Source organism: Bradyrhizobium zhanjiangense (assembly GCF_004114935.1).
Classification (GTDB): domain Bacteria; phylum Pseudomonadota; class Alphaproteobacteria; order Rhizobiales; family Xanthobacteraceae; genus Bradyrhizobium; species Bradyrhizobium zhanjiangense.
Genome location: NZ_CP022221.1, coordinates 2,849,951 through 2,870,859, shown reverse-complemented (window position 1 = coordinate 2,870,859; position 20,909 = coordinate 2,849,951). Strand labels below are relative to the sequence as shown.

Annotated in this window: 15 protein-coding genes and 1 pseudogene; 10 read left to right on the top strand and 6 right to left on the bottom strand. The window is 58.5% G+C overall.

Annotation, left to right across the window (positions count from 1 at the left end; all coding sequences use genetic code 11):
* The first annotated feature begins 16 nt into the window (after positions 1 to 16).
* A complete protein-coding gene (groL, locus tag XH85_RS13330; protein WP_128932170.1) occupies positions 17 to 1,657 on the top strand; it encodes a chaperonin GroEL in 1,641 nt (546 codons plus the stop codon).
* Between the two features lie 694 nt (positions 1,658 to 2,351).
* Here the strand turns inward: groL and XH85_RS13325 are convergent.
* Positions 2,352 to 2,516 carry an integrase core domain-containing protein gene (locus XH85_RS13325; RefSeq protein WP_420837880.1) on the bottom strand — a complete coding sequence of 55 codons (165 nt, stop codon included), beginning with the start codon at positions 2,514 to 2,516 and terminating at the stop codon, positions 2,352 to 2,354.
* A 126-nt stretch (positions 2,517 to 2,642) separates the two neighbouring features.
* Here XH85_RS13325 and XH85_RS13320 point away from each other — a divergent pair, with 126 nt between their 5' ends.
* Both XH85_RS13320 and XH85_RS46530 read left to right on the top strand, forming a co-directional pair.
* Positions 2,643 to 4,187: an acyl-CoA dehydrogenase family protein gene (locus XH85_RS13320; protein ID WP_164940760.1), complete on the top strand. Its 1,545-nt coding sequence runs from the start codon at positions 2,643 to 2,645 to the stop codon at positions 4,185 to 4,187.
* 234 nt (positions 4,188 to 4,421) lie between these two features.
* Positions 4,422 to 4,866 (top strand): annotated as a pseudogene (locus XH85_RS46530) (transposase); the annotation flags it as partial.
* A 1,054-nt stretch (positions 4,867 to 5,920) separates the two neighbouring features.
* On the opposite strand, the gene XH85_RS13305 reads toward XH85_RS46530, so the two are convergent.
* From XH85_RS13305 to XH85_RS44970, 5 genes are all read right to left on the bottom strand, one after another.
* Positions 5,921 to 6,130 carry a hypothetical protein gene (locus XH85_RS13305; protein WP_128932168.1) on the bottom strand — a complete coding sequence of 70 codons (210 nt, stop codon included), beginning with the start codon at positions 6,128 to 6,130 and terminating at the stop codon, positions 5,921 to 5,923.
* 487 nt (positions 6,131 to 6,617) lie between these two features.
* The gene (locus XH85_RS13300) at positions 6,618 to 7,292 is read right to left on the bottom strand and encodes a YopT-type cysteine protease domain-containing protein (RefSeq protein WP_245474249.1); all 675 of its coding nucleotides are present in this window, start codon (positions 7,290 to 7,292) and stop codon (positions 6,618 to 6,620) included.
* 892 nt (positions 7,293 to 8,184) lie between these two features.
* On the bottom strand, positions 8,185 to 8,592 hold the full coding sequence (locus XH85_RS47975) for a DUF7694 domain-containing protein (protein WP_420809163.1): 408 nt from the start codon (positions 8,590 to 8,592) through the stop codon (positions 8,185 to 8,187).
* 2,051 nt (positions 8,593 to 10,643) lie between these two features.
* Positions 10,644 to 10,850, bottom strand: coding sequence for a hypothetical protein (locus XH85_RS45885; RefSeq protein ID WP_206734825.1), 207 nt, complete (start codon positions 10,848 to 10,850; stop codon positions 10,644 to 10,646).
* Between the two features lie 307 nt (positions 10,851 to 11,157).
* Entirely contained in the window at positions 11,158 to 11,301 is a 144-nt protein-coding gene (locus tag XH85_RS44970; RefSeq protein WP_164940758.1) for a hypothetical protein, read from the bottom strand.
* Between the two features lie 1,035 nt (positions 11,302 to 12,336).
* Between XH85_RS44970 and XH85_RS13280 the strand changes: the two genes are divergently transcribed.
* The 7 genes from XH85_RS13280 to XH85_RS13250 all read left to right on the top strand — a co-directional run bounded on the left by XH85_RS13280 (position 12,337) and on the right by XH85_RS13250 (position 20,853).
* Positions 12,337 to 13,806, top strand: a complete 1,470-nt coding sequence (locus XH85_RS13280; RefSeq protein WP_128932164.1) for an acetyl-CoA carboxylase biotin carboxylase subunit — start codon at positions 12,337 to 12,339, stop codon at positions 13,804 to 13,806.
* 1 nt (position 13,807) lies between these two features.
* Positions 13,808 to 14,311, top strand: coding sequence for an acyl-CoA carboxylase biotin carboxyl carrier protein subunit (locus XH85_RS44965; protein ID WP_164940757.1), 504 nt, complete (start codon positions 13,808 to 13,810; stop codon positions 14,309 to 14,311).
* A gap of 1 nt (position 14,312) precedes the next feature.
* A complete protein-coding gene (locus XH85_RS13270; RefSeq protein ID WP_164935084.1) occupies positions 14,313 to 15,920 on the top strand; it encodes an acyl-CoA carboxylase subunit beta in 1,608 nt (535 codons plus the stop codon).
* 501 nt (positions 15,921 to 16,421) lie between these two features.
* Positions 16,422 to 17,435: an anthranilate phosphoribosyltransferase gene (trpD, locus tag XH85_RS13265; RefSeq protein WP_128932162.1), complete on the top strand. Its 1,014-nt coding sequence runs from the start codon at positions 16,422 to 16,424 to the stop codon at positions 17,433 to 17,435.
* 106 nt (positions 17,436 to 17,541) lie between these two features.
* Positions 17,542 to 17,877: a hypothetical protein gene (locus tag XH85_RS46525; protein ID WP_245474068.1), complete on the top strand. Its 336-nt coding sequence runs from the start codon at positions 17,542 to 17,544 to the stop codon at positions 17,875 to 17,877.
* Positions 17,878 to 18,502: 625 nt separating this feature from the next.
* Entirely contained in the window at positions 18,503 to 19,627 is a 1,125-nt protein-coding gene (locus tag XH85_RS13255) for a M20/M25/M40 family metallo-hydrolase (protein ID WP_128932161.1), read from the top strand.
* 962 nt (positions 19,628 to 20,589) lie between these two features.
* Positions 20,590 to 20,853, top strand: a complete 264-nt coding sequence (locus XH85_RS13250; RefSeq protein ID WP_128932160.1) for a hypothetical protein — start codon at positions 20,590 to 20,592, stop codon at positions 20,851 to 20,853.
* Positions 20,854 to 20,909 lie beyond the last annotated feature (56 nt).

The window sequence follows — 20,909 nt, the reverse complement described above, 5'->3', positions numbered from 1 at the left end:
AACTGAGGAATTCTTTATGTCAGCCAAAGAAGTCAAATTCGGAGTAGACGCGCGGGACCGCATGCTGCGCGGCGTCGACATCCTCGCCAATGCCGTGCAGGTCACGCTCGGTCCGAAGGGCCGCAACGTCGTACTCGACAAGTCGTTCGGCGCGCCTCGCATCACCAAGGATGGCGTTGCCGTCGCCAAGGACATCGAACTCGACGACAAGTTCGAGAACATGGGCGCCCAAATGGTGCGCGAGGTGGCTTCGAAGGCGGCGGACGCTGCCGGCGACGGCACCACCACCGCGACCGTCCTGGCCGCCGCGATTGTTCGCGAAGGCGCCAAGTCGGTTGCCGCCGGTATGAACCCGATGGACCTCAAGCGCGGTATCGACCTCGCGGTCGAGGCGGTCGTGGCCGACCTCGAAAAGAACTCGAAGAAGGTCACCTCGAACGACGAGATCGCCCAGGTCGGCACTATCTCGGCCAATGGCGATGCCGAGATCGGCAAGTTCCTCGCTGACGCCGTGAAGAAGGTCGGCAACGAAGGCGTCATCACCGTCGAAGAAGCCAAGTCGCTCGAGACCGAGCTCGACGTCGTCGAGGGCATGCAGTTCGACCGGGGCTACATCTCGCCCTACTTCGTCACCAACGCCGACAAGATGCGCGTCGAGATGGAGGACGCCTACATCCTCATCAATGAGAAGAAGCTCTCCTCGCTGAACGAGCTGCTGCCGCTGCTCGAGGCCGTGGTGCAGAGTGGCAAGCCGCTTGTCATCGTCGCCGAGGACGTCGAAGGCGAAGCGCTTGCCACCCTCGTCGTGAACCGCCTGCGTGGCGGCCTGAAGGTCGCGGCCGTCAAGGCTCCGGGCTTCGGCGATCGCCGCAAGGCCATGCTGCAGGACATCGCGATCCTGACCGGCGGCCAGGCGATCTCGGAAGACCTCGGCATCAAGCTCGAGAACGTCACGCTCAACATGCTCGGTCGCGCCAAGAAGGTGATGATCGACAAGGAGAACACCACGATCGTCAACGGCGCCGGCAAGAAGGCCGACATCGAGGCGCGCGTGGCCCAGATCAAGGCGCAGATCGAGGAGACCACCTCGGACTACGACCGTGAGAAGCTCCAGGAGCGTCTGGCCAAGCTCGCCGGCGGCGTCGCGGTGATCCGCGTCGGCGGCGCGACCGAGGTCGAGGTGAAGGAGCGCAAGGATCGCGTTGATGACGCGATGCATGCGACCCGCGCGGCTGTCGAGGAAGGCATCCTGCCGGGCGGCGGCGTCGCCCTGCTCCGGGCTTCCGAGCAGCTCAAGGGTCTGCGCACCAAGAACGACGACCAGAAGACCGGCGTCGAGATCGTCCGCAAGGCGCTGTCCTGGCCGGCCCGCCAGATCGCGATCAACGCCGGTGAAGACGGTTCGATCGTGGTCGGCAAAGTCCTCGACAACGAGCAGTACTCTTATGGCTTCGATGCGCAGACAGGCGAGTATAGCAACCTTGTCTCCAAAGGCATCATTGACCCGACCAAGGTCGTGCGCATCGCAGTCCAGAACGCCTCCTCGGTGGCGGCGCTGCTGATCACGACGGAAGCGATGGTTGCCGAGCTGCCGAAGAAGGCCGGGGCTGGTCCAGCAATGCCTCCAGGCGCCGGCATGGGCGGTATGGACTTCTGATCCACTCTCTCAAAGTATCGATGACATGTAAAACCCTGGCACGAATGCCAGGGTTTTTGCTTCGGGCGAGCTTGCAACGTAGCCCTTGCAAGCCGCGCCAAAGGCCCAACCCATCCGCCTATCCGTATGAACGGCGGTCGGGCCCAGACTTAATTTAAGTGGGCCTGTCGCTATTTCAGTCTCACGAAGCTGCCTCTGCTAAGCGTTTGAACCCTTCGTCTGGGCCTTATCCGGCGCCGCCTACCCGCTTTCGACCTTCTTGCCTACTTCCCCGTCCTGACGCGTGGTCCCAAGCGCCCAATGCCCTTTCCTGCAGTTTCGCACTTACATCTCATGGCGAGAGGGCTTGTTTGAAACCCCTCAGCGAGAATGCTCATTGTCAAAAACCACAAGATGTCCTGCGGAAGTGCCATGATTTAGTGTACGCTTCATTTTTGTCCTCGCGGATGGGCTCCGCGTCGCCTACCGGGCCCCTGAACTCCGCCGCAGGGTCCTACCGTGATATCTTGTTTTACAGAGTGTGTGTCAGAGGTTGCGCAATTGATTCTGTTGAGCATACGGCCAGGCAGATCACGGGGAATGACTTTTGAGGATGCAGCGGGACCGAACTTTGGACTACCCAGAAGTAGAGTTTTACGACTTTTGCAGCGAGGCCGAACTTTGGACCATCCAGAACTAGAGCTTTTCGCTGTGATCACGTTGGCGGGCTGGATGCGCCGACGTGGTTTTGCAGCAAAATCGTCGCTCTGTTGCCGATGGCGTCATGGGGCCGTTCTTCGTTGTAGTATCTGCGCCAAGATCTGCAAGACTGAGGAACTGATCGGTCCTGAGATCGGCCCGGAAGCAAAGGTGGCCGCAATAAACCCCGGCCCCGACAACGTGCTTATACTGCGCTTGCATCCACACTATACCAATGTGTAGCCAAGCTAGCCACGCGGATGAATTGGCACGGAGCGGGCCCGGGTTCATTGTCGAACTTATGGCTATGTATACTCAGGTTTATGCCCAATTCGGTGAGGCGCAGGAACGCACAGCTGAGCGCCGCGCAGCTGCACTATACTCCGGTTTGATCGCTGATCTCAGTCAGCTGAATTTCGCAGACGCGGATGACCGCCGAGCATTCCCTCCAACCCTACACAGCATCTTGGCAAGGCATGGACTGTTCGGGCTCACCGCACCAGGAGAGCACGGCGGATTAGCTCTTCCCTTGCAAGAGGCCATCGACCTCATCTCCGCCACTGCATCCTTCGATGTCTCCGCTGCCTCTACCCTCGTCATCCATAACTTCCTAGCCTTGCCCTGCATCGAAGCGGCACCGCACATCCCCGAACAAAAGCATATCATTTGGGGTGCAACACGCGGCGATCTCTGCGCTTTCGCTTTGACCGAGCCTCGAGCTGGCTCTGCCCCGAGGCATATAGAAGCTTCGGCTCTCATGCGCGAAGATAAAGTTCGGATCTCTGGCCGCAAGATCTGGATCGGCCTCGCTGACTGGGCTCGCTGGATCGTTTGCTTTGCTCGCGCGTCTGGTCCCGATGCGAAAGGTCGGCTCGTTGGTGTACTCGTTGACAGGCAGGCTCAAGGGCTAAAGGTCACGCACGAGCATCGCACACTGGGTCTACGCGGCATTATTCAGAATACGCTGGAGTTTCAGGATGTCGAGGTGCCGCGTGCTTACGTGCTCTCTCGCGATCAAGACGGCTGGGGCGCGGCGTCATCTAGTATGAACCGCGGCCGTATCGGTGTGGCTGCTATGGGTCTTGGAGCGCTTGAGCGCGCTATCCAGCTCGCAGCCTCTTATGCAAGCCATCGTCGACTCGGTAAACTGCGTATGATCGAGAACAGCTACATCGAGCAGTTATTTGGGCAGATGGTGCTGCGGCGGGAAGTCGTGAAGGCGATGCTGGTAGCATCCTGCCGACTTGTTTCAGCGCAGGGCGCGCCCAACGTTTACCTTGCGTCGGCAACGAAGGTTTTGTCCTCGGAGTGGTGCGGTCTTGTCGCTGATCAATGCGTCCAGCTGTTAGGTGGCCGCGGTTACGATGAGGGAACGCCTTTAGCCAAAATCTATCGAGACGCTCGTATCCTCCGCATCTTCGAAGGTCCGACTGAGGCGCTCTTATCACATCTCGGCCGCTGCCTCCTCTCTAAAGCCACCCGTGATGAAATAGCCGATCTCTTTCGATCGGTTGGTGCGGCATCAGTCCATGCTGCTACAATTGAGGAGCTCTCTGGGCTCGATGAGACAGACGGTGCCGTGCTGATCTATGCGGGTTGGCTCACCACATTGGGACTGGCAAACGCTGTCGTGTCTGCTGGTTGCTTCTCTGTCTCAGCTTGCGCCGCAGCAGCGGCTGACCTGGTCAGTTCCGAACTGGCAACTCTCCGTACTCGCGCGCCGGCACGGCAATCTGTCGAAGTCCGCAATCGGGCCAGTCGGACTCTGACCACCTTCCTTCAAGACGCGGCTTGTTCTATTCGCTCACCTGTTCTCACAGACGATTACCTTAAACTGGTGCAGTATGTCTGAGATTTAGTGGATGCCGGACGTCTTTCCACCTGGTGGTCCCGCGCGCGACGATGCGACTCCCGAAAGCCGAAGCATCCCTGAGCACTGCCACGTCTAAATCCCGCAGGCTCTGCTATGAGGGCCTAACCTAATCTCGCTCGGGGCAGCGCGCCGCCGCAGCAACGCGTTCGCGTTCAGGAGGCCCCGACACCGCTCCTCGACCCGCTGCCGCCCCACAAGGGTGGGCCGCCTCGATTCATGCGCAACGCGCTGGCGAATGCCGGCAAAAGTGGGCTTACCGTGGCTCCGCCTTGATCGCCACCGCACTTATTCAGCATGATCCCGAGGCTGCACGAACGCAGTGGCGGACGTCGCCGACCAACTCCGTCCCAAGCTGCCCAAGCTCGCAGGTTCCCTTGACGAGACTGAGACCGATGTGCTCGCTCACAGACGTTCCCGCCCCAGCACCGACCGAACTGCACTCCACCAGCCCGATCGAGGGCTCAACGGCGAGATCAATCGGCGGACTGAGATGGTCGGCATCTTCCCAATGAGGACGCCATCGTCCTCCTCATCGATGCAATCCTGCCCGAACAGAACGACGAATGAGCCGTCCAGCGCGCCCGTTACATGACGCTGGAAGCCATCGCAACTTTGAGCGATGATCCCACCGTCAAGCCTACCGGCAATCGCCAGCTGACCTCCCCCGCTCCAGCCGCTGGACGCCGTGACCCGCCGCCAGTTGCACCATGACATGGGACAGTATCTCATCGTATCATCTACGTGACGCCCGGCCACAAATCGAGAAAGAGGAGTCCGTGAACAGTAAGCGTAGATCGGATCCCGTTTTGACTGGCGCTTCACGGTTATTTTGGCCCGCGTGATGCGCTGACGCGCCTTCCATTTTCCGGACAATGCGGAGACACCGGCCTCGAGCGCTATCCGGTCGATGAAGTGGCGATCGAATCTCTCTGGGCCGCACGGCCGCATATGTTCGTGCTCGGGACGAGAGGGGTCACCTATGACATCGAGGTATTCCGACATAGTCCGATACACCGCCGACATCTTCCGGAGGACAACGACCGACGGCATCGAGTGAGAGTGGAAGGCCGTTCGTTGGCCTGTTGTCGGATCACTTTTCGCGCTTGATCGGATGGGCCCAGCTGTCGTCGAAGTCGCAGAGAAAATGGATCGTCTTTCGTGAATGGTCTCGCAGAGCCGCGCCTTGCAAACATCGATGGGCTTCTGCTGACACCTTCCGCGGCACATGGCATATGCGAGTTTCACGACCTCTTTGAAGAGATCGGCTTGTGTCTATGCTTGACCATACCCTTGAACGTCCGCTGGAGAGACGCGTGAGTTCCAGACAGGAGGGCATCGACCCACACCGGCCGCTTTCGTTTTATGAATCGCGTCGGGTTCGTCAGCTTTCAGAAAGCTAGTCCGTGTACAATGCCGTTGAAGTTAGCAGCGCGTGGTAGGGACAGCGCTTGCCCTGTGTATGCGTGGGGCTTTTGGGCGCCGAGTCACGTTTCTGCTAACTTCAATCAGTGCGGGCGTGGCAGGGACAGCGTCTGATCCATCCAGCCCGACCAGCGCCGAGTCGCGCCCGCGCTGCCTCCGGTGTGAGACTGGGATTATATCTAAACCACCGGGCGACGTCTTCCAGATCAAACTAATAGTCTGCTTGCGCGCGCTCCGCAGAGAGAGGCTCCGGGTCGCATGTCACCTGGCATTATCCGGGAAGTAAATTGTCAAACGACCTTGTAGTCAAGCTCGGTGCAGAGTTTGACCGTCAGGCTTGGCACGAACACAGTGCATAGTGTTATCACTGCTTCGGTTCCGGTTTTGAGGTCTTCACCAGAGCCGGACGTCAGCGGAAGTGCAGCGGCGAGGACAAGGCGCGGGATTGTTGCGGAGCTCGTGGCGAGCGTCGGCTCGATCGTGCGCTGGTGCGACGGCATGCATTGTCCTCGACAGCAGCTAGTTGGCTGGCGAGGTCAGTAGAGAAGTAGCCGGCGACGATTCCGAAGCAGACGAAATGCAACTTGTGCCGGCCGTGTTGGATGGGTGATGCCCGCCCTTAGCCCTGAGCGCAAGGGCGAAAACCGCCGAACCCTACGCGAGGAGCTTAACCAGTTTTCAGGGAAGCTCTAGACCAACGGGCCAACGGTCCTGCTTGAGTCCAAGCGCAGCCCATTCAGGCTTTGACGCGCGAGGGCACGAGCTCATGAACCTGAGTGACCGGCCAGCCTCTCTCTGAATATTCTCCTCTCGCTACACTACTTCCAGAGAGCTTCCGTCGAGCGTGCCCCTCCAACGTCCGAAGGGCCGCGGTGAGCTCCGCTACCACGTCGGGCGCACGTTCAGGGTGCCCCAATCCGTCTTCCCTGCCGTGGATGCGGCTTTCCGGCATGGAATCGGCAAGGTCCGTTGGAACCTCCGAAACACTCACGTGATCCTTTGTGTGACGACCGTCGATATATCAAGTTCGTTCGGCGGCTTGCTGTAACGGTCGGCAAGACTTTCGAACAAATCACCCATCTGATCTGGCCGAACAGTAAACTCTCCATAATTAGGATCAAAGAGGGTCGTCATTCCATTCGATGTCGACGTTGCAAGCATGTGCGAGCCACCTTCCGCGAAACGCAAGCTGACCAAATAGATCGATGGATCGTGCGTGACCTCGTTCACGATCTGGCGCGAAGATGTACCAAACTCATATCGCGTTTCTTCGGCGGACGGCTCTAGGCCGGCTTCGCGTAACATTGTGCTTCTTGCCTGAAGATTGTGAGAACCTTCCGCCGTCTTGACGTCTTCATACCGCTGCTGCAGCACCGCGGCTGAGCTGTGAGTTTCAGTACCCGGGCGCAGCGCCCTCATCCGGGATGACGGACTGCTTGGAAGACTGCGGATCCGGATCCACTCCGCTGCTAATCCAACGCAGATGCCGTTGACATTGGCCTCGGATAATTCAGCAGTCCTGTACCCGAACAGAGGAGGGATAGGCCTCGCTGGAGAGGATGGACTTGAGCTGGAGGACAGAGAGGTTATGCTGGAATCTGAGGTGCTTGAACTGTAAATGTTTGCATCGGAGGTATGTGGCTTGCTGCAGCAGAGCCCCATTTTGTCGGGCAATTCCCCAGGTGACGGGCTCTCCCGTCGAGCGAGATCCATCAGTGTTTGCGCAAATTCGCTGCTGTCTGCCGGCTCACTCGGTTCGTTAGTTTGATTAGGGCGTGTGGATTGACCACCAACTCGATTATACATCGTGGCTCGCCTGCCTCTTCAGCGTACGTTTCCTCGGAGCGAGGTCGGGCTGCTTACGCCCTGCCTACGAATGCTATTGCGGCAAGCTGACGATGAGCTGACAGCTATGGAGAAGCTACCGCCCCAGTTGGCTTTGGTGACTCGACCGCCTCTGCTCATCAGCCCTGCTTCAGATGAGGGGTAGTGGCCGACGAGCTACCGGCCCTTGCAGAGCGACCGGTAGACTTAGCCTGAGCAATTCCTGATGCCGTTAGGATGACCGGACCCCGGCTCGTGGCCTAGGCGGCGCCTGGACAGCGCCTTCGTCAAACTGACTTCGGCCGTCGCTTTGGCTTCGGTCTCACCATTTCGCGTTATGCCGTTCGGTCGGCACATGCTTTTCTTTCCAAAGAGCAATCGCTTCGTCGGATCGTTCAGTTGTCGCCTGCCCGGTGAGACGTCGTTATTGCTGCCGAACCGACGTTCAGCACGGTTCCGAACACACTTGTTTGAATGCCGCCAAGACCCGAACTCCAATTCGCTCCTAGTGGTCCCAAGCGCATACGAGACATCTCTTGAACCGGATCAGTGCACTAGCAGGCAGCTCCCTTGAAAACAGCGAATTCAGGCTCAGCACCCCTGCACAGTGCAACAGGCGATCGGTCCTGACATATGTCCGCTTGTGACACTGCATTCCGGCGGCGCCGAACCGGTGCTTCTGCACCCGCTCGCCCTCATCTTCCGCTCAGATATCCCTTAACTCAGCTCATCATGCTGTCGCGCTCATCTGGGCGAACAACATTGCGGCTTCTGATGGCCCTAGCCCAACGATGCCCACAAAGCTCGGCGGCGGCATTGGGATGCCGCGATGAGTGGGTCTCCACAGGTGCAGGCAATATCGGCTGTTATTCACATACTGCGAATGCGGCGGATGCAGTTGCATGACGCACTCCTCTTCATCCCAAAACAGGTCTTTGACAAAGCACATCTCTTCCCAATTCGGACAGCGCCGCGGCGTCGAGACAGCGACATGCTCCCAGCCAGGGCGGACGAATCCACTTATCTTTAGTTCACACCCGCAAGGCCCCTGCACAAGAAACACGCCGCAAGGGCCTGATCCCGGAAGGGTAGCGAACCGACCGTGTTGCACGCGGCCGGCCTCGAGCTTCTCGATCATCTGCGCCCGCACGCCCGCTCCTTTGCTTCTCGGATGGCCTTGAACTCGATGCAGATGACGTTGCCTCGCAACTCGTCTACCAGCTCGATCCTCGGCCCAGCGCTCCTATATCCCACTTCAGTGCACCATCTGAGAAAGCCCCAGATGTTCATCATCACTCGTTCTCCTGTATAGTCTTAAGGCTCGCATTGTGGGGCGAAGATCGCTCTCATGGGCCATGATTGGCCTGAGTATGCGCGATAGCACGATCTGCGCGATGGCAGTCCGCCATTGCACCTTCCCGCTCATAATGCAACTGTGTCATCAAGCCCCTCTCATGCGAAGCATCTTACTCATCGATGCCAGCCAGTATTGGTCGCACATCGCCGGACAGAGCGCGTATCAGCAACAGCAATGTCGACCATCGCTCTCTGGCGCTTCAAGCAAGCGTTACGCCCATTCATGTTTCATGGTGACCTTCTTGAGTACAAGAACTTGTCGGCTCTTGGCCGTCACCTGCTCTTCAATGAATTGGTCGTCATCATGGCATGGGCCCTATGGTGGCGTTTGATATCCACTTCCATGATGACTCGCAGAACCAGTGCTGGCACCAGTTGATGCTTAGCGGCGATCTTACTACTTGGTGAGATCGTAGTAGTTGACCATTCGCAGCTTTCGGTCGAGTCTGAACAGTGCCAATGCGCCATCTAATGAGCACGATTGAATTGTACTGGGCCAAATCGAACGGGCCTGCACCAGAGCCGCTGACGCCGAGCATGCACTGTTTTCGAGCTGATAGCATCCAGCGGATCGCCTGCCATCTCGGTGTCTCCTCGTAAGGTCATGGTCAGAATCAATGATTAGTCGATCTCTATAGTGCGACCGTCGGCCGTCTTCCCGCGCTACTACATGCAACTCCTACGCATTGTTCACGGTATGACGCTCGCGAAGAGCTCACGCCTTTGTTGCTAATGCGGGTGTTGTCTTTCAGACATGGACGTCGCGAATCCGACCTTGAACCGCGGCTCCGTGTCGCCAACGCCCGACAGAGGCGCTTTTGTTTACATCAAAGCGGTGCCGACATTTCTCCGTCGTGGCATGTAGATTGCTGTGGCAACGCAGCGCCGACCTTAAATGCACCGACGATACACGAGCATACCATCGGCCGGATGCTCGCCGCGCTCAGACAACGATTCTGATACTCTCCTTATGAAAGAGGACCGCGAACTTATGGGTAGTACGAGGCATGCAAAGCCTGGCATTTTTCCGTGGACCAGCGCGACGTCTAATGAAATGACGCATTGGCGCGCACGAAAGCAACCACCGATCAAGCATTACGGCGCCGATCGTCGCTCCCGGCAGGTGCAAAGGAGGTGGAACGTTTGGCTGCTGGCCGCACTCCTCATAAATGCGCTGCTTTGGGCCGGTATCTATTGGATCATCGCAGCGCTCTTCTGAGATAATCTCGCGGATGGCAAAGGCGCGAGGAGCTTACCCACGCCTCTCGCATGCCGCGGCCGCACCGTATGCGAACCATCAATCGGACGTAGAGACCTCTTTCACAGACTTGGTTCCAGTGCACACTTCGCGCGACTACCTGGAAATCCGCCCCTCCGACGAACGCAAAGGAAATATTGAGCCATGCCGCAGATATCTCGAATTGGCGAAACTGATATGCCATTGCAGCCGCGACGAAGTGCCAAACACTGACCTGTAACAGCTCAACACGTCCCCGCGCGGATGTCATCCGGGCTTCCGCATTAACTGCGACGCATTGACGGCAAATTGAGTTCTAGGATTCTGCATTTTCGTCATACGAGAATTAGCTTTCGAGAAGCTGACTAAACAAGTAGACCTGAAAGAGCGTTGGGCAGGCGGCCCGCTCCGCCTTCACCTACGTGTCGCGATCTGAGAGCGCGCCACAGGAGTGTCAGGATGCCTCGCCCTACGGTGCCCCTCAACGCCCCCCTTTCCAGGCACTGACTTGCTTGCTGAGCGACATTTGCGCGGGTCATTGGGTCGGGTAGCGACCAACGTGGCTGGGGGCCATTTTGATGATCCGCAGCGACGCTTTACAGCTCTTCCTCAGGCCACGTATCGTCCTCGTTTTTGCGCATCTGCCACACCTGGGCACGCCGAGCCAGCTTGTCGTATTCCACGGCAATTTTAAGCAGCCTGTCTTTGGCTTTTCCGTCAGCGAGCGCTTCCGCTTTCTTTCGCGTTGCTTCCGCACGGCCTCGCCAGTGGTCGGGCTGGTAGAGTTTACTTTTCGGATTCATGCCGAGAGCATGCAATTGGCAGATCAAAGAAATGCGACACCGGCGCTCCGTATAATCACGTAACAGCGACGCTCGTGGCCTCGGTTGGCGAAGCGGACGGTCGCCATGCACAGCCGCTATTCTGAGACACCAAAGTGCGCCTTGCAGCCGAGGCTCGTACGAAGAATGCACATCCCCGACATCCTCAGACGATGGGATGCACAAGGGGCTTGAATCGGACCTAGCGTTAGATTGTACGATCCTGGACAAGTGGGAATCACGTCCGACAATCCAGCGGTCCGGACACGTCATGAGAATTGCGAATGTTTCAAACATCTAAACTCACCTGGCGCGACTCGATCAGGATGATACGATCTTCCAGGCGCATCCTTGTCCGCGCTTCGTCGGAGTTGTTCCTGTCGCGGCTGGACGAAATCGCACGTTTCGAGATCTGCACGGCAGGCGCTTCCATCACCGTAGCCTCACCGGAACGGGCGCAAGACGGAGGCTCCGCCCCAGATACCCCACCCAACGAACACAGGCGCGACTACACCAAACACAGTCTCGGCCCGCGCCATCATGGTTCGCTTTGAACGATCGAATGCATCATCAACCGTGGCTCGAGCGCACCTGGCTTTTGCCTGATCTCTCTGCCTCGCGATAGTTGGCCCGGGCCCTTCAACCCGTCGCCGGCTACGGCGTCATTAGTCGCGTGGCGGATAGGCTCACCCAGAGTACCTAAGCACACGTCACGCCCAAGCAATGCCTCGCGACATCGAAGCATGTACAACCGCACAATCACCGGAAGCTCCGAAATGATCACTTGTTTGGCCAGCTCACCCGCCAGTGCTTCCCCACTTCGCGGAGCTCCGCCACTAGGGCAGGTGTCGTTTCGTCATGCCGGACAGATGACCAGCACCGTACGGTCAGACCGCAAAAGTGAAAGGACGAGCTTGCCGGCACCGCACTTAAGAAGTTCCGGCCTTTTTCGCGGTTGACAGGTCATGTTGGCGTTTCGCACAGGAAGAACAATACCGCAGCCCTACCGACCTAAAGGGATATCATGACTCAAAATCAACGAACTCAGCTGCCTTCGCGCCTCAAACTCTACTACTGCGCCGTCGCTCTAGCCGTCGCAATGACAGCTCTAAAGCCCAGGCTGGTCAGCGCGCGCGATCAAGCGCCGACCGCAGAGGAGAAAGAGGCTTGCATGGAGGACGTGTTCCGCCTTTGTAGCAGCCACATACCAGATCCCACTGCTATCACTGCCTGCCTCAGATCCAGGCAAGCGAGCCTCAGTCAGCAATGTCGCTACGTGATCTCCGTGCGAGACACTGGCAAGAAAAGCAGCGACTCGAAGTGAAGATGTGGCGGCCTGTTCGTTTGCCTCATCCACAGAAGTGGCCCCAGCCTGACCTGCAGGACGGTCACCCGAGGTCAGGAGACGAACATGGCCGCCTACTATTGACCGACGCTCTGGTTCAATCGCGCTTGTCCGGATAGGCGAATGCATAAATTACCCTTCGATACCGTTCTGATCGCCAACAGGGGTGAGATAGCCGCACGTATCATCAAAACCTTGAACAAGCTTGGGCTTCGTTCTGCAATTGCCTACCATGAGGTTGACGCGAGAACCCCGGCCGTCTCAATGGCCGATCTGGCTATTCCGATCAGCGGCTGCACGCCGATCGCAAGCTATCTGGATATCCAGCAGATCATCGCTGCCGCCCACAAGGCGAACGCCGGCGCGATACATCCGGGTTATGGAATGCTTTCCGAGAATGCGGAATTCGCCAGTCGAGTGATAAAGGCCGGTATTGTATTCATCGGACCCGCTCCAGAAACTATCGAGCTAATGGGCGATAAGATCCGCGCCCGTAATTTCGTTCAAGGCAACGGCTTTCCGGTCGCACCCTGCGCCATCGAGGAAGATGATCCGGCCACATTCGTTTCGAGAGCGCGGGCTATTGGAGTTCCTTTGCTCGTGAAGCCATCAGGTGGCGGTGGCGGCAAGGGAATGCGGATTGTACGCGACCTCGCTACGTTGGAGGCAGCCATTGAGCAGGCGAGCAGTGAAGCGCGTCGCTACTTTGGAGATGGCCGACTTTATGTTGAACGATATATCGAAAGCCCGCGACATATTGAAGTACAGGTGCTCGGTGACTCCTTCGGTAACCTGGTCCATCTCTTCGAGCGCGAATGTTCGGTGCAGCGCCGTTTCCAGAAGATCATCGAGGAAACGCCCTCGCCAGCGCTATCACCAGAATTGCGGACCCGGATTTGCGAAACCGCCGTCGGCATCGCCCGTGCAGCGAACTATCAGAATGCAGGAACGGTCGAGTTCATTTTCAGCAGCGGAGAGTTCTACTTTCTGGAAATGAATACACGCCTTCAGGTCGAACATCCGGTGACCGAGATGATCACCGGCGTCGATCTGATCGCCGAACAAGTCTATGCGGCAGCGGGCCGAAAACTTGCACTTTCGCAGTCCGACATTGTTTCAAATGGGCATGCAATCGAGCTCAGGCTTTGCGCGGAGGCTCCCGAACGCGGATACGTCCCGACCACCGGCAAAGTACTTCTTCTCGAGTATCCGGATGGCGTACGAATCGACAGCGGCATCATGCAAGGCCAGCACATCTCGGCGGCATTCGATCCCATGCTCGCCAAGATCATCGTGCATTCACCGAACCGCATAGAGGCTGCTCTGAAAGCCCATCGCGCCGTTCGCGAACTGGTTCTACTTGGGTGCGAGACCAACGCGAGCTTGCTCGCCCGGATTCTTTGCGACGAGGCATTTCTTGGCGGTCAGTTCCATACGGGATACCTAGAAGAAAATCCACATCTTGCAGCCGGCAACTTTGCTGCCGAAATGTCTGCGTTCCTGGCATCTGCGGCTCTCCTGACAAGACCAGTCCGCGAGTCGGCCGATGCCGTGCCCGAGCTTCACGCAGCGCTCGGTAGTTGGAGAAATTGACGTGTATCACTCATTCGATGTCGACGGCGTATATCATGAATTGTGGCTTTCACCCAACCAGCAAGACTACCGGCTCCATCTCCGAGACCAGGTGATTACCCCCGTCGCGTTCACCCATTGCAATGACAGTAGCGGCATCTTGACCATTGCGGGCCAGAGCGAACCGGTCAGGTTTGCCATCGATGGGGAGCTAATTCACCTCCACATCCGCGGCAGGACGCGCATTTTGCGCTACAATGACCCGTTGCGAGCGTGCGCATCCGGCAATAACGCGACTCACGCTCTGGTGGCCCGGGCGCCGATGCCTGGCTTTGTTGTTGCGATCACAGTTTCGTCCGGTCAATCGGTCTCGGCGGGAATGGCACTGATGCTGATTGAAAGCATGAAGCTGGAAACGATCATACGCTCACCACAGGATGGCATCGTCCATCGAATTCACGTCAAGGAAGGTGAGAGCTTCGAGCACGACGCTGTGCTGGTCACGCTCTCTAAAGAAGGGCGCTGAAATGCAGCGGATCGGTTCCGTGGCGAACGTGAACTCGCAGGAATTTCGTCGCAACGACCTGCACAACAGACAACTTGCCGCCGAATTGAAGGAGCGCCAACGCGTTGCCCGCTTCCACAGGCCTGAGCGGGACTTCGAGCGGCTGCGTCGGCAGAATAAACTGTTTGTTCGTGAGCGGCTCGCGGCCTTGCTCGATCCGGAAACTCCGTTCCTAGAACTTTCGACGCTGGCGGCTAACAAGGCATACGACGGCGAGGTGCCCGGCGCCGCCCAGGTTGTCGGCATCGGCATTGTGGCGGGGCGAGAGGTTATTGTTCACGCCGACGATGCCAGCGTGAAGAGCGGCGCATGGTATCCACTCTCGGTCAAGAAGATCGTGCGGACACTGGATATAGCCATCGAAAACCGTCTGCCGGTGGTTCACATGTGCGACTGCGCCGGCGGATTCCTGCCTTTGCAGGCGGAATTCTTTGCTGATCGCTACCATGCCGGTCGAATTCTCCGCAATCAATCCGTTCTCTCGAAGATGGGTGTGCCGCAGGTCGCCATCGTCATGGGCCACTGCACCGCGGCAGGGGCCTACGTCCCTGCGCTTAGTGAATACAACATTATCGTCGAAGGCAATGGAGCGATTTTTCTCGGCGGCCCTCCGGTCGTGAAGGCTGCCACCGGCGAACAAGTGTCCGCCGACGAACTTGGCGGCGCCATCATGCATACCAGCGTGTCGGGCACCTGTGATTACTTCGCAAGCTCTGAAATCCATGCGATTGCGATTGCGCGCGACGTCGTTGCTCGCTTCCACCAACCGGCGAAGACCTCGATCGATCGAGTGGCCCCCGAGCCGCCCGCCTATTGTGCGTCCGAACTCTACGGTATCATTCCAAAGGACGCGCGAGCGCAGTTCGACATGCGAGAGATCATCGCTCGTCTGGTCGATGGCAGCCGATTTCAAGAATACCAGCCGCGCTATGCGACATCACTCGTGTGCGGCTTTGCGCGGCTTCATGGATATCAAATCGGGATCATTGCCAATAATGGCGTGCTGTTCGGCGACAGCGCGCAAAAGGGGGCTCATTTCATTCAACTGTGCGACAAGAACCGGACGCCCCTGCTCTTCCTGCAGAACGTAACTGGCTTTATGGTTGGCCGCGAATATGAACGGCGTGGGATCACCAAGGACGGCGCCAAGCTGATCATGGCGGTGTCCGGAGCGTCCGTGCCGAAGTTTACGATCATTTGCAATAGCTCGCACGGCGCAGGAACTTACGCTATGTCGGGACGCGCGTTTGATCCTCGATTCGTGTTCAGCTGGCCGAATTCTCAGATATCTGCGATGGGCGCCGAGCAGGCCGCCGGAGTTCTCACCCACGTCAAGGCGAGACAATTGGCTCGCGCCGGAGGGCGCCTCTCGGAGCAGGAATTGGCAGCCATTCGAGCACCAATTCTTGAAGAATATCGCGAGCGGTCAAGTGCCTATTATGCGACCTCGGAAATCTGGGACGACGGCATTCTTGATCCTGTCGATACCAGAACTGCCCTCGCAATCGCATTGAGCGCTTCGCTCAATGCGCCGATCGATGCGCCGCAGTACGGCGTATTCCGACTGTAAGGCAGGACCGAACACGGGTGGCTTACCGCCTCATGCGGGCGGATCAACGGAACGCGTCGATCGCTCTATGAAGGCTGTGCTGCGCACCTTCATTTACAATCAGGTGGGGTTATTTGTAGAGCCCAGCTGAGATCGGGCTCCATCTCCCCAGCACCAATACTGGCGAAGCAGGTAGAGGAAGCCGCTTCAATGCTCCACGACGACGGCGCCCGAAAGCTAAAAGGCTTTGAACGATGCGGTGATCCGGCCGGAACAGCGCGGTAAAGAGGCCGCTGCGGACGCGGCAGGCGGGCGCGAGACAGTGCCATCGGTCCTGGCATCAAGAAACTACAGCGTTCTAACTGGCCGACGATCTGCTCTCGATGGCACCACGAAAAGGAGAGCTTGACCCTCACGTAACGTCAGGTTGTAGCCTCGCCAAGGGCGCCCACACTCAACCGACTGCCGCCTCAAGCGTCGCGGAAGAGATCGAGGGTTTGGACAAGGAACGTGTAAAGTTCGATGGAAGAGCTTAGATCAATCATCGGCAAAGTTGCCACCGGCGCCACTCTGACGCGCGAGGAAACTACGTCAGCCTTCGACAGCATGATGTCGGGGCACGCGACTCCCTCGCAAATCGGTGGCTTGTTGATGGGGATGCGGGTCCGGGGCGAGACGGTCGAAGAAGTCACCGGCGCCGCCTCCGCGATGCGGAATAGAATGCCGCGCGTGGAGGCGGCATGCGACCCCGTCGGTATCGCTGGCACGAGCGACACCCCTATATATTCGGTCAACGTGTCGACGTGTGCTTCCTTCATCGTCGCCGGGGTCGGCATTCCTGTCGCCAAGCATGCCAACCGCGCTGCGTCTTCGGGTTCAAGCGCCGCAGACGTGTTGGCGCGCCTCGGCGTGAAGGTCGATCTCAAGCCTGAAGCTATTGCACGTTGTGTACAGGAAGCCAACATCGGCTTCATGTTTGCGTCAGCCCATTATCCGGCGATGCAGCGCGTCGGCCAGATCCGGACCGCACTTGGAACCCACACGATCTTTAATCTAATCGAGCCTCTGTCCAATCCGGCCAGGGTCAAGCGGCAGATCGTTGGGGTATTCTCTCCCGAATGGGTCCAGCCTCTGGCGTACGTCTTGAAGAACCTTGGTGCCGAGTCGGTATGGGTTGTTCATGGCTCGGACGGGCTCGACGAAATAACCCTTACCGGTCCAACCTTTGTTGCTGCGCTTGAGGCGGGTATAGTCCGCACCTTCGAAGTGACGCCGGAAGAAGCCGGGCTCCCCCGCTGCCGCAACGACGCGTTGGAGAGCAGCGATGCCGAGGCTAATGCCGTTGCTCTGCAAAATGTGCTTAATGGCGAACCAGGTCGATTTCGCGACGCCGCGCTTTTGAACGCGGCGGCGGCATTGGTCGTGGCCGGCCGGGCCTCGACCCTGCAGGAAGGCGTAGCACTTGGACAAGAATCACTTGATGGCGGCGCCGCAGCCGCTCGACTGAAGCGCCTGATCGCGGTTTCGAACGCGTGACGGCCGAGCTGGCCGATGTTCCAGTATTCCGACCAAGACTGCTGCTCACGAGCGCGAAAGTATTTCAGGCGCGAATGCGCATCACTTCTGCGGGATTTCAAGGAGCGTGCGCCGCCTGCGCTCGCCCTCACCAAAGAAATTCGCGCTGAGCACGCGGCCCGAGCGCCAACTTTTTTATCGACGAGAGCCTGTTGCAGCCAGGATTGCCGCGGTGAGGGCCCACGACGAAGCGCGCTGCGCGCAAAGGAGAGAATCGATGATGTCCTGGCTGAAGATTGAAACACAAGGATCTATTGCAGCGTTAGAGCACCTCATTCGGAAGTTCCGGGAATTGATCGATACAGATAGCTCGATCCCGCCGGAGTTGCGGGGTGCGCTGCACGCGACGCTGGATAAGCATCTCATCGAGGCAAAAAAACGTATTCTCCTAAAGGCGCTTTAGGTGCGCCGATGCCGTCTACATGCGGAGAAACTCTGGTAGGCGCGCGCCGATACCGCAATCGGCATCATCCCCTCCGCGCGGCGGCGCCAGCGAGGTTCCAGCCCAGCTGGTCGGATCGCGACCACAACTCTAATCTCTGGTCGCTTCCAGCGACAGTCATCGGACAATCGACCGGGCTGCAACTGTTTCACAGATTAGAGCTCGTATTGAGAGGTCACCTCAGCTCCGGCGATTTCGGCGCTTCGCCGCTCGTACTATGCTGGCGCTGGCCGGCGACCTCCCGCGTTGAGACGCGTGGGGGTCACCTGGTCAGGACAATGCGATTTGCGCGGATGTCGCTGGAAGGTCCTGATTGGAATAATCACAGCTCACCAGAACGAACAATCCAGAACGGCCTTCTTCTTGGGGCCGCATAATCCAGTCGAAAACTACCAGCTTTGGTAGCTCAAGTTAAGATCGACAGGCGCGTACATCGTTGCCGCAGCAAGATCGGATCCAGGGGCACGCCTGCGTCACAACGGCTGGCGACTCTCTAGATGTTCGGCTTCGATTCTGATGTGAGTACATGGTTGATGTCGTGATCTTGCAGAACGATGACAATCGAATTCAAAGGCGTCAGACAACTATGTCCAGCAACGCGTTCGAAATCGCCCCGATTCTCGAGGGCATTCGCCGCTGGGTCATGATCGAATCTCCGACGGAGCGGCCGGATCAGATCAACAAACTGGCTGATGTCGTCGCAGCAGGCTATCGCGACCTGCCCGCCAGCGTCGAGCGCGTTGCGGGGCATGATGGCTGCGGCGATCATTTGGTTACCCGCTCTTCTTGGGGGCAGGGCGTACCGGGCATTCTAATCTTGAGCCATCTCGACACCGTCCATCCGATGGGATCCATTGAACGGCTACCATTCAAGATCGACGGCGACAGTGCGTTCGGCCCCGGCATCTACGACATGAAGGGCGGCGCCTACCTAGCCTATCACGCATTCCGGCAGATCTGCGCCGATGACGCACGCCCGCCGCTCGGCATCACCCATCTCTACGTCTCGGACGAAGAGATTGGCAGCCCAACCTCGCGTGCGCTGATCGAGGCCGAAGGCCGCAAGGCCAAATACGTGCTCGTGACCGAGCCGGCGCGCGACGGCGGCAAGGTCATCACCGGGCGCAAGGGCGTTGCGCGCTTCGAGGTATTCATCAAGGGCGCGCCCGCGCATGCCGGCACGCGCCCCGAGGACGGCCGCAGCGCGATTCGGGAACTCGGCCATGTGATCCAGACGCTGGAAGCGATGAACGATCTCACGCGCGGTATCACCGTCAATGTCGGCGTCGTCCGCGGCGGCACAAGGCCAAACGTGATCGCGGAACTGGCCTATGCACAAGTCGACATGCGCGTCCCGACCATGGCCCATGCCGACGAGCTGGTGCCGAAGATTCTGGGCATCAGCTCGCGCACCGAGGGCGTCAAGGTGAAGGTATCAGGCGAATTGAACCGTCCGCCTTATGAGAAGACCAGCGCCGGCGCCGCGCTTTACGCTCACGCCAAAGAGCTTGCTGCCGAGCTTGGATTCGAGCTGCTCGACGCGTTCAGCGGCGGCGGCTCCGATAGCAATTTCACCGCGCCCCATACCGCGACCCTTGACGGCCTTGGCGTCGATGGCAAGGGCGCGCATACCCATTATGAGCAACTCTACATCTCGTCGATTGGACCTCGCGCGCGGCTGCTGTACCGCCTCTATCAGACACTGCGATAATCCCAGCACCAGGCGAAGTCAGTGACCGCGACGTACGTTGAATGACACCCGCCAGCACATTCGCGGGATCGTTTCGCGAACGCCGCAAGGGCTATAGGCTGGTGCCCTATCAGGCCGACCTCATCGAAAACTATCGGTCGGCCGCATTTGGCACCGCACGGTCGGCGCCAGATGGAAGTGACTGAGCTATTCAATGACGGCGCAGCGGACTTCAGGCGCGCAATCGGCTGCAAGGGCAGCGAGCGCCTGGTCGAAGGGCGAGCGTTTCCGGCAATGGGCTCATCGGCAGGCGACCCTGATCTCGAGACGAACTTTCTTGGCGCACATCGCAGCGCTGAATGCTTGCGACAGCACACCGGCCGGCGGCCCTTTTCCGGCAGCCTGAGAGCTTGGCCATGTTGTCACAGGCTGCCAAAAAGGGCTTGAATCTCACGTAACGTTAAGTTGTACGGTCTTGAGGTTAGCACCTATCTCGGTCTGCCGCCGGGATTGTGAAGGATTGAGAATGTCTCAGCTGGTCAGATCCAAGCCCCGATGGTCGGTCATGATCCTCATCCCCGATGCTGGGTCGGTCGGAAGGGCTATGCAGCGAGTGCCGGTTGCGGAGCTACCGCTCGCACGTAGGTTTGAATGGTTCGGCATTCTGGAACCGAGACTATGTGGCTGTCCTGGGCCGGGCCACCAGACAGGCGTTGAGGTCAGAATTGATGGACGTAGACCTCCATCCGAAGCCCCTGCGGAGGGGCGCTGCTTCCTGAATCTGAACCAAACCCCTCCTCTGGCGCGACACCGCGCCAAAATCAGTTGGCCGAACCGGCTTTCCGCTCTGTTGAAACTGCTTTCCCTTGGCTGGCAAGGCAGACGGCGGGCCTGCGCAGGTTTTCAAAGAGCCTGAGCTGCAAGTGCCGCTCCGCGCAACCACCCGGCACCGAAGATATTGCTTGGCATTCAGGAGCAGCAAGTTGAAAGAGCCCGACGACGTCAAGAAGGTCCTGTTAATCGACCATATTGAAGGCCAATGCCGTTGCATCATCGGCTTCAAAGATGGAGATGCCAGGGCGGCCTATATGTGCGGCGAGCCTGTATATCAAAGACGCGGCAAGAAACTGTCTTCGTGGTGTGCCTATCACTACCGACAGATGCACACGACCGCCGCCGAGCAGAACAGAGTGAGTGATCAATCGCCCGAGATCCCTCAAGTAATATCCATTGTTCGCAACCCATGACATCCATCAAGAACCGGGTCCGGCCTAGGCTGTGTGATCGTAGCCTGTACAAAGGC

What these genes read in the sequence shown, in the direction of transcription:
- XH85_RS13280 (WP_128932164.1), top strand. Translation starts at nt 12,337, where the DNA reads ATGCATAAATTACCCTTCGATACCGTTCTGATCGCCAACAGGGGTGAG.
- XH85_RS13255 (WP_128932161.1), top strand. Translation starts at nt 18,503, where the DNA reads ATGTCCAGCAACGCGTTCGAAATCGCCCCGATTCTCGAGGGCATTCGC.
- trpD (WP_128932162.1), top strand. Translation starts at nt 16,422, where the DNA reads ATGGAAGAGCTTAGATCAATCATCGGCAAAGTTGCCACCGGCGCCACT.
- XH85_RS13300 (WP_245474249.1), bottom strand. Translation starts at nt 7,292, where the DNA reads ATGGGGCTCTGCTGCAGCAAGCCACATACCTCCGATGCAAACATTTAC.
- XH85_RS47975 (WP_420809163.1), bottom strand. Translation starts at nt 8,592, where the DNA reads ATGATCGAGAAGCTCGAGGCCGGCCGCGTGCAACACGGTCGGTTCGCT.
- groL (WP_128932170.1), top strand. Translation starts at nt 17, where the DNA reads ATGTCAGCCAAAGAAGTCAAATTCGGAGTAGACGCGCGGGACCGCATG.
- XH85_RS13320 (WP_164940760.1), top strand. Translation starts at nt 2,643, where the DNA reads ATGTATACTCAGGTTTATGCCCAATTCGGTGAGGCGCAGGAACGCACA.
- XH85_RS13305 (WP_128932168.1), bottom strand. Translation starts at nt 6,130, where the DNA reads ATGCCGTCGCACCAGCGCACGATCGAGCCGACGCTCGCCACGAGCTCC.
- XH85_RS13270 (WP_164935084.1), top strand. Translation starts at nt 14,313, where the DNA reads ATGCAGCGGATCGGTTCCGTGGCGAACGTGAACTCGCAGGAATTTCGT.
- XH85_RS45885 (WP_206734825.1), bottom strand. Translation starts at nt 10,850, where the DNA reads ATGAATCCGAAAAGTAAACTCTACCAGCCCGACCACTGGCGAGGCCGT.
- XH85_RS44970 (WP_164940758.1), bottom strand. Translation starts at nt 11,301, where the DNA reads ATGGAAGCGCCTGCCGTGCAGATCTCGAAACGTGCGATTTCGTCCAGC.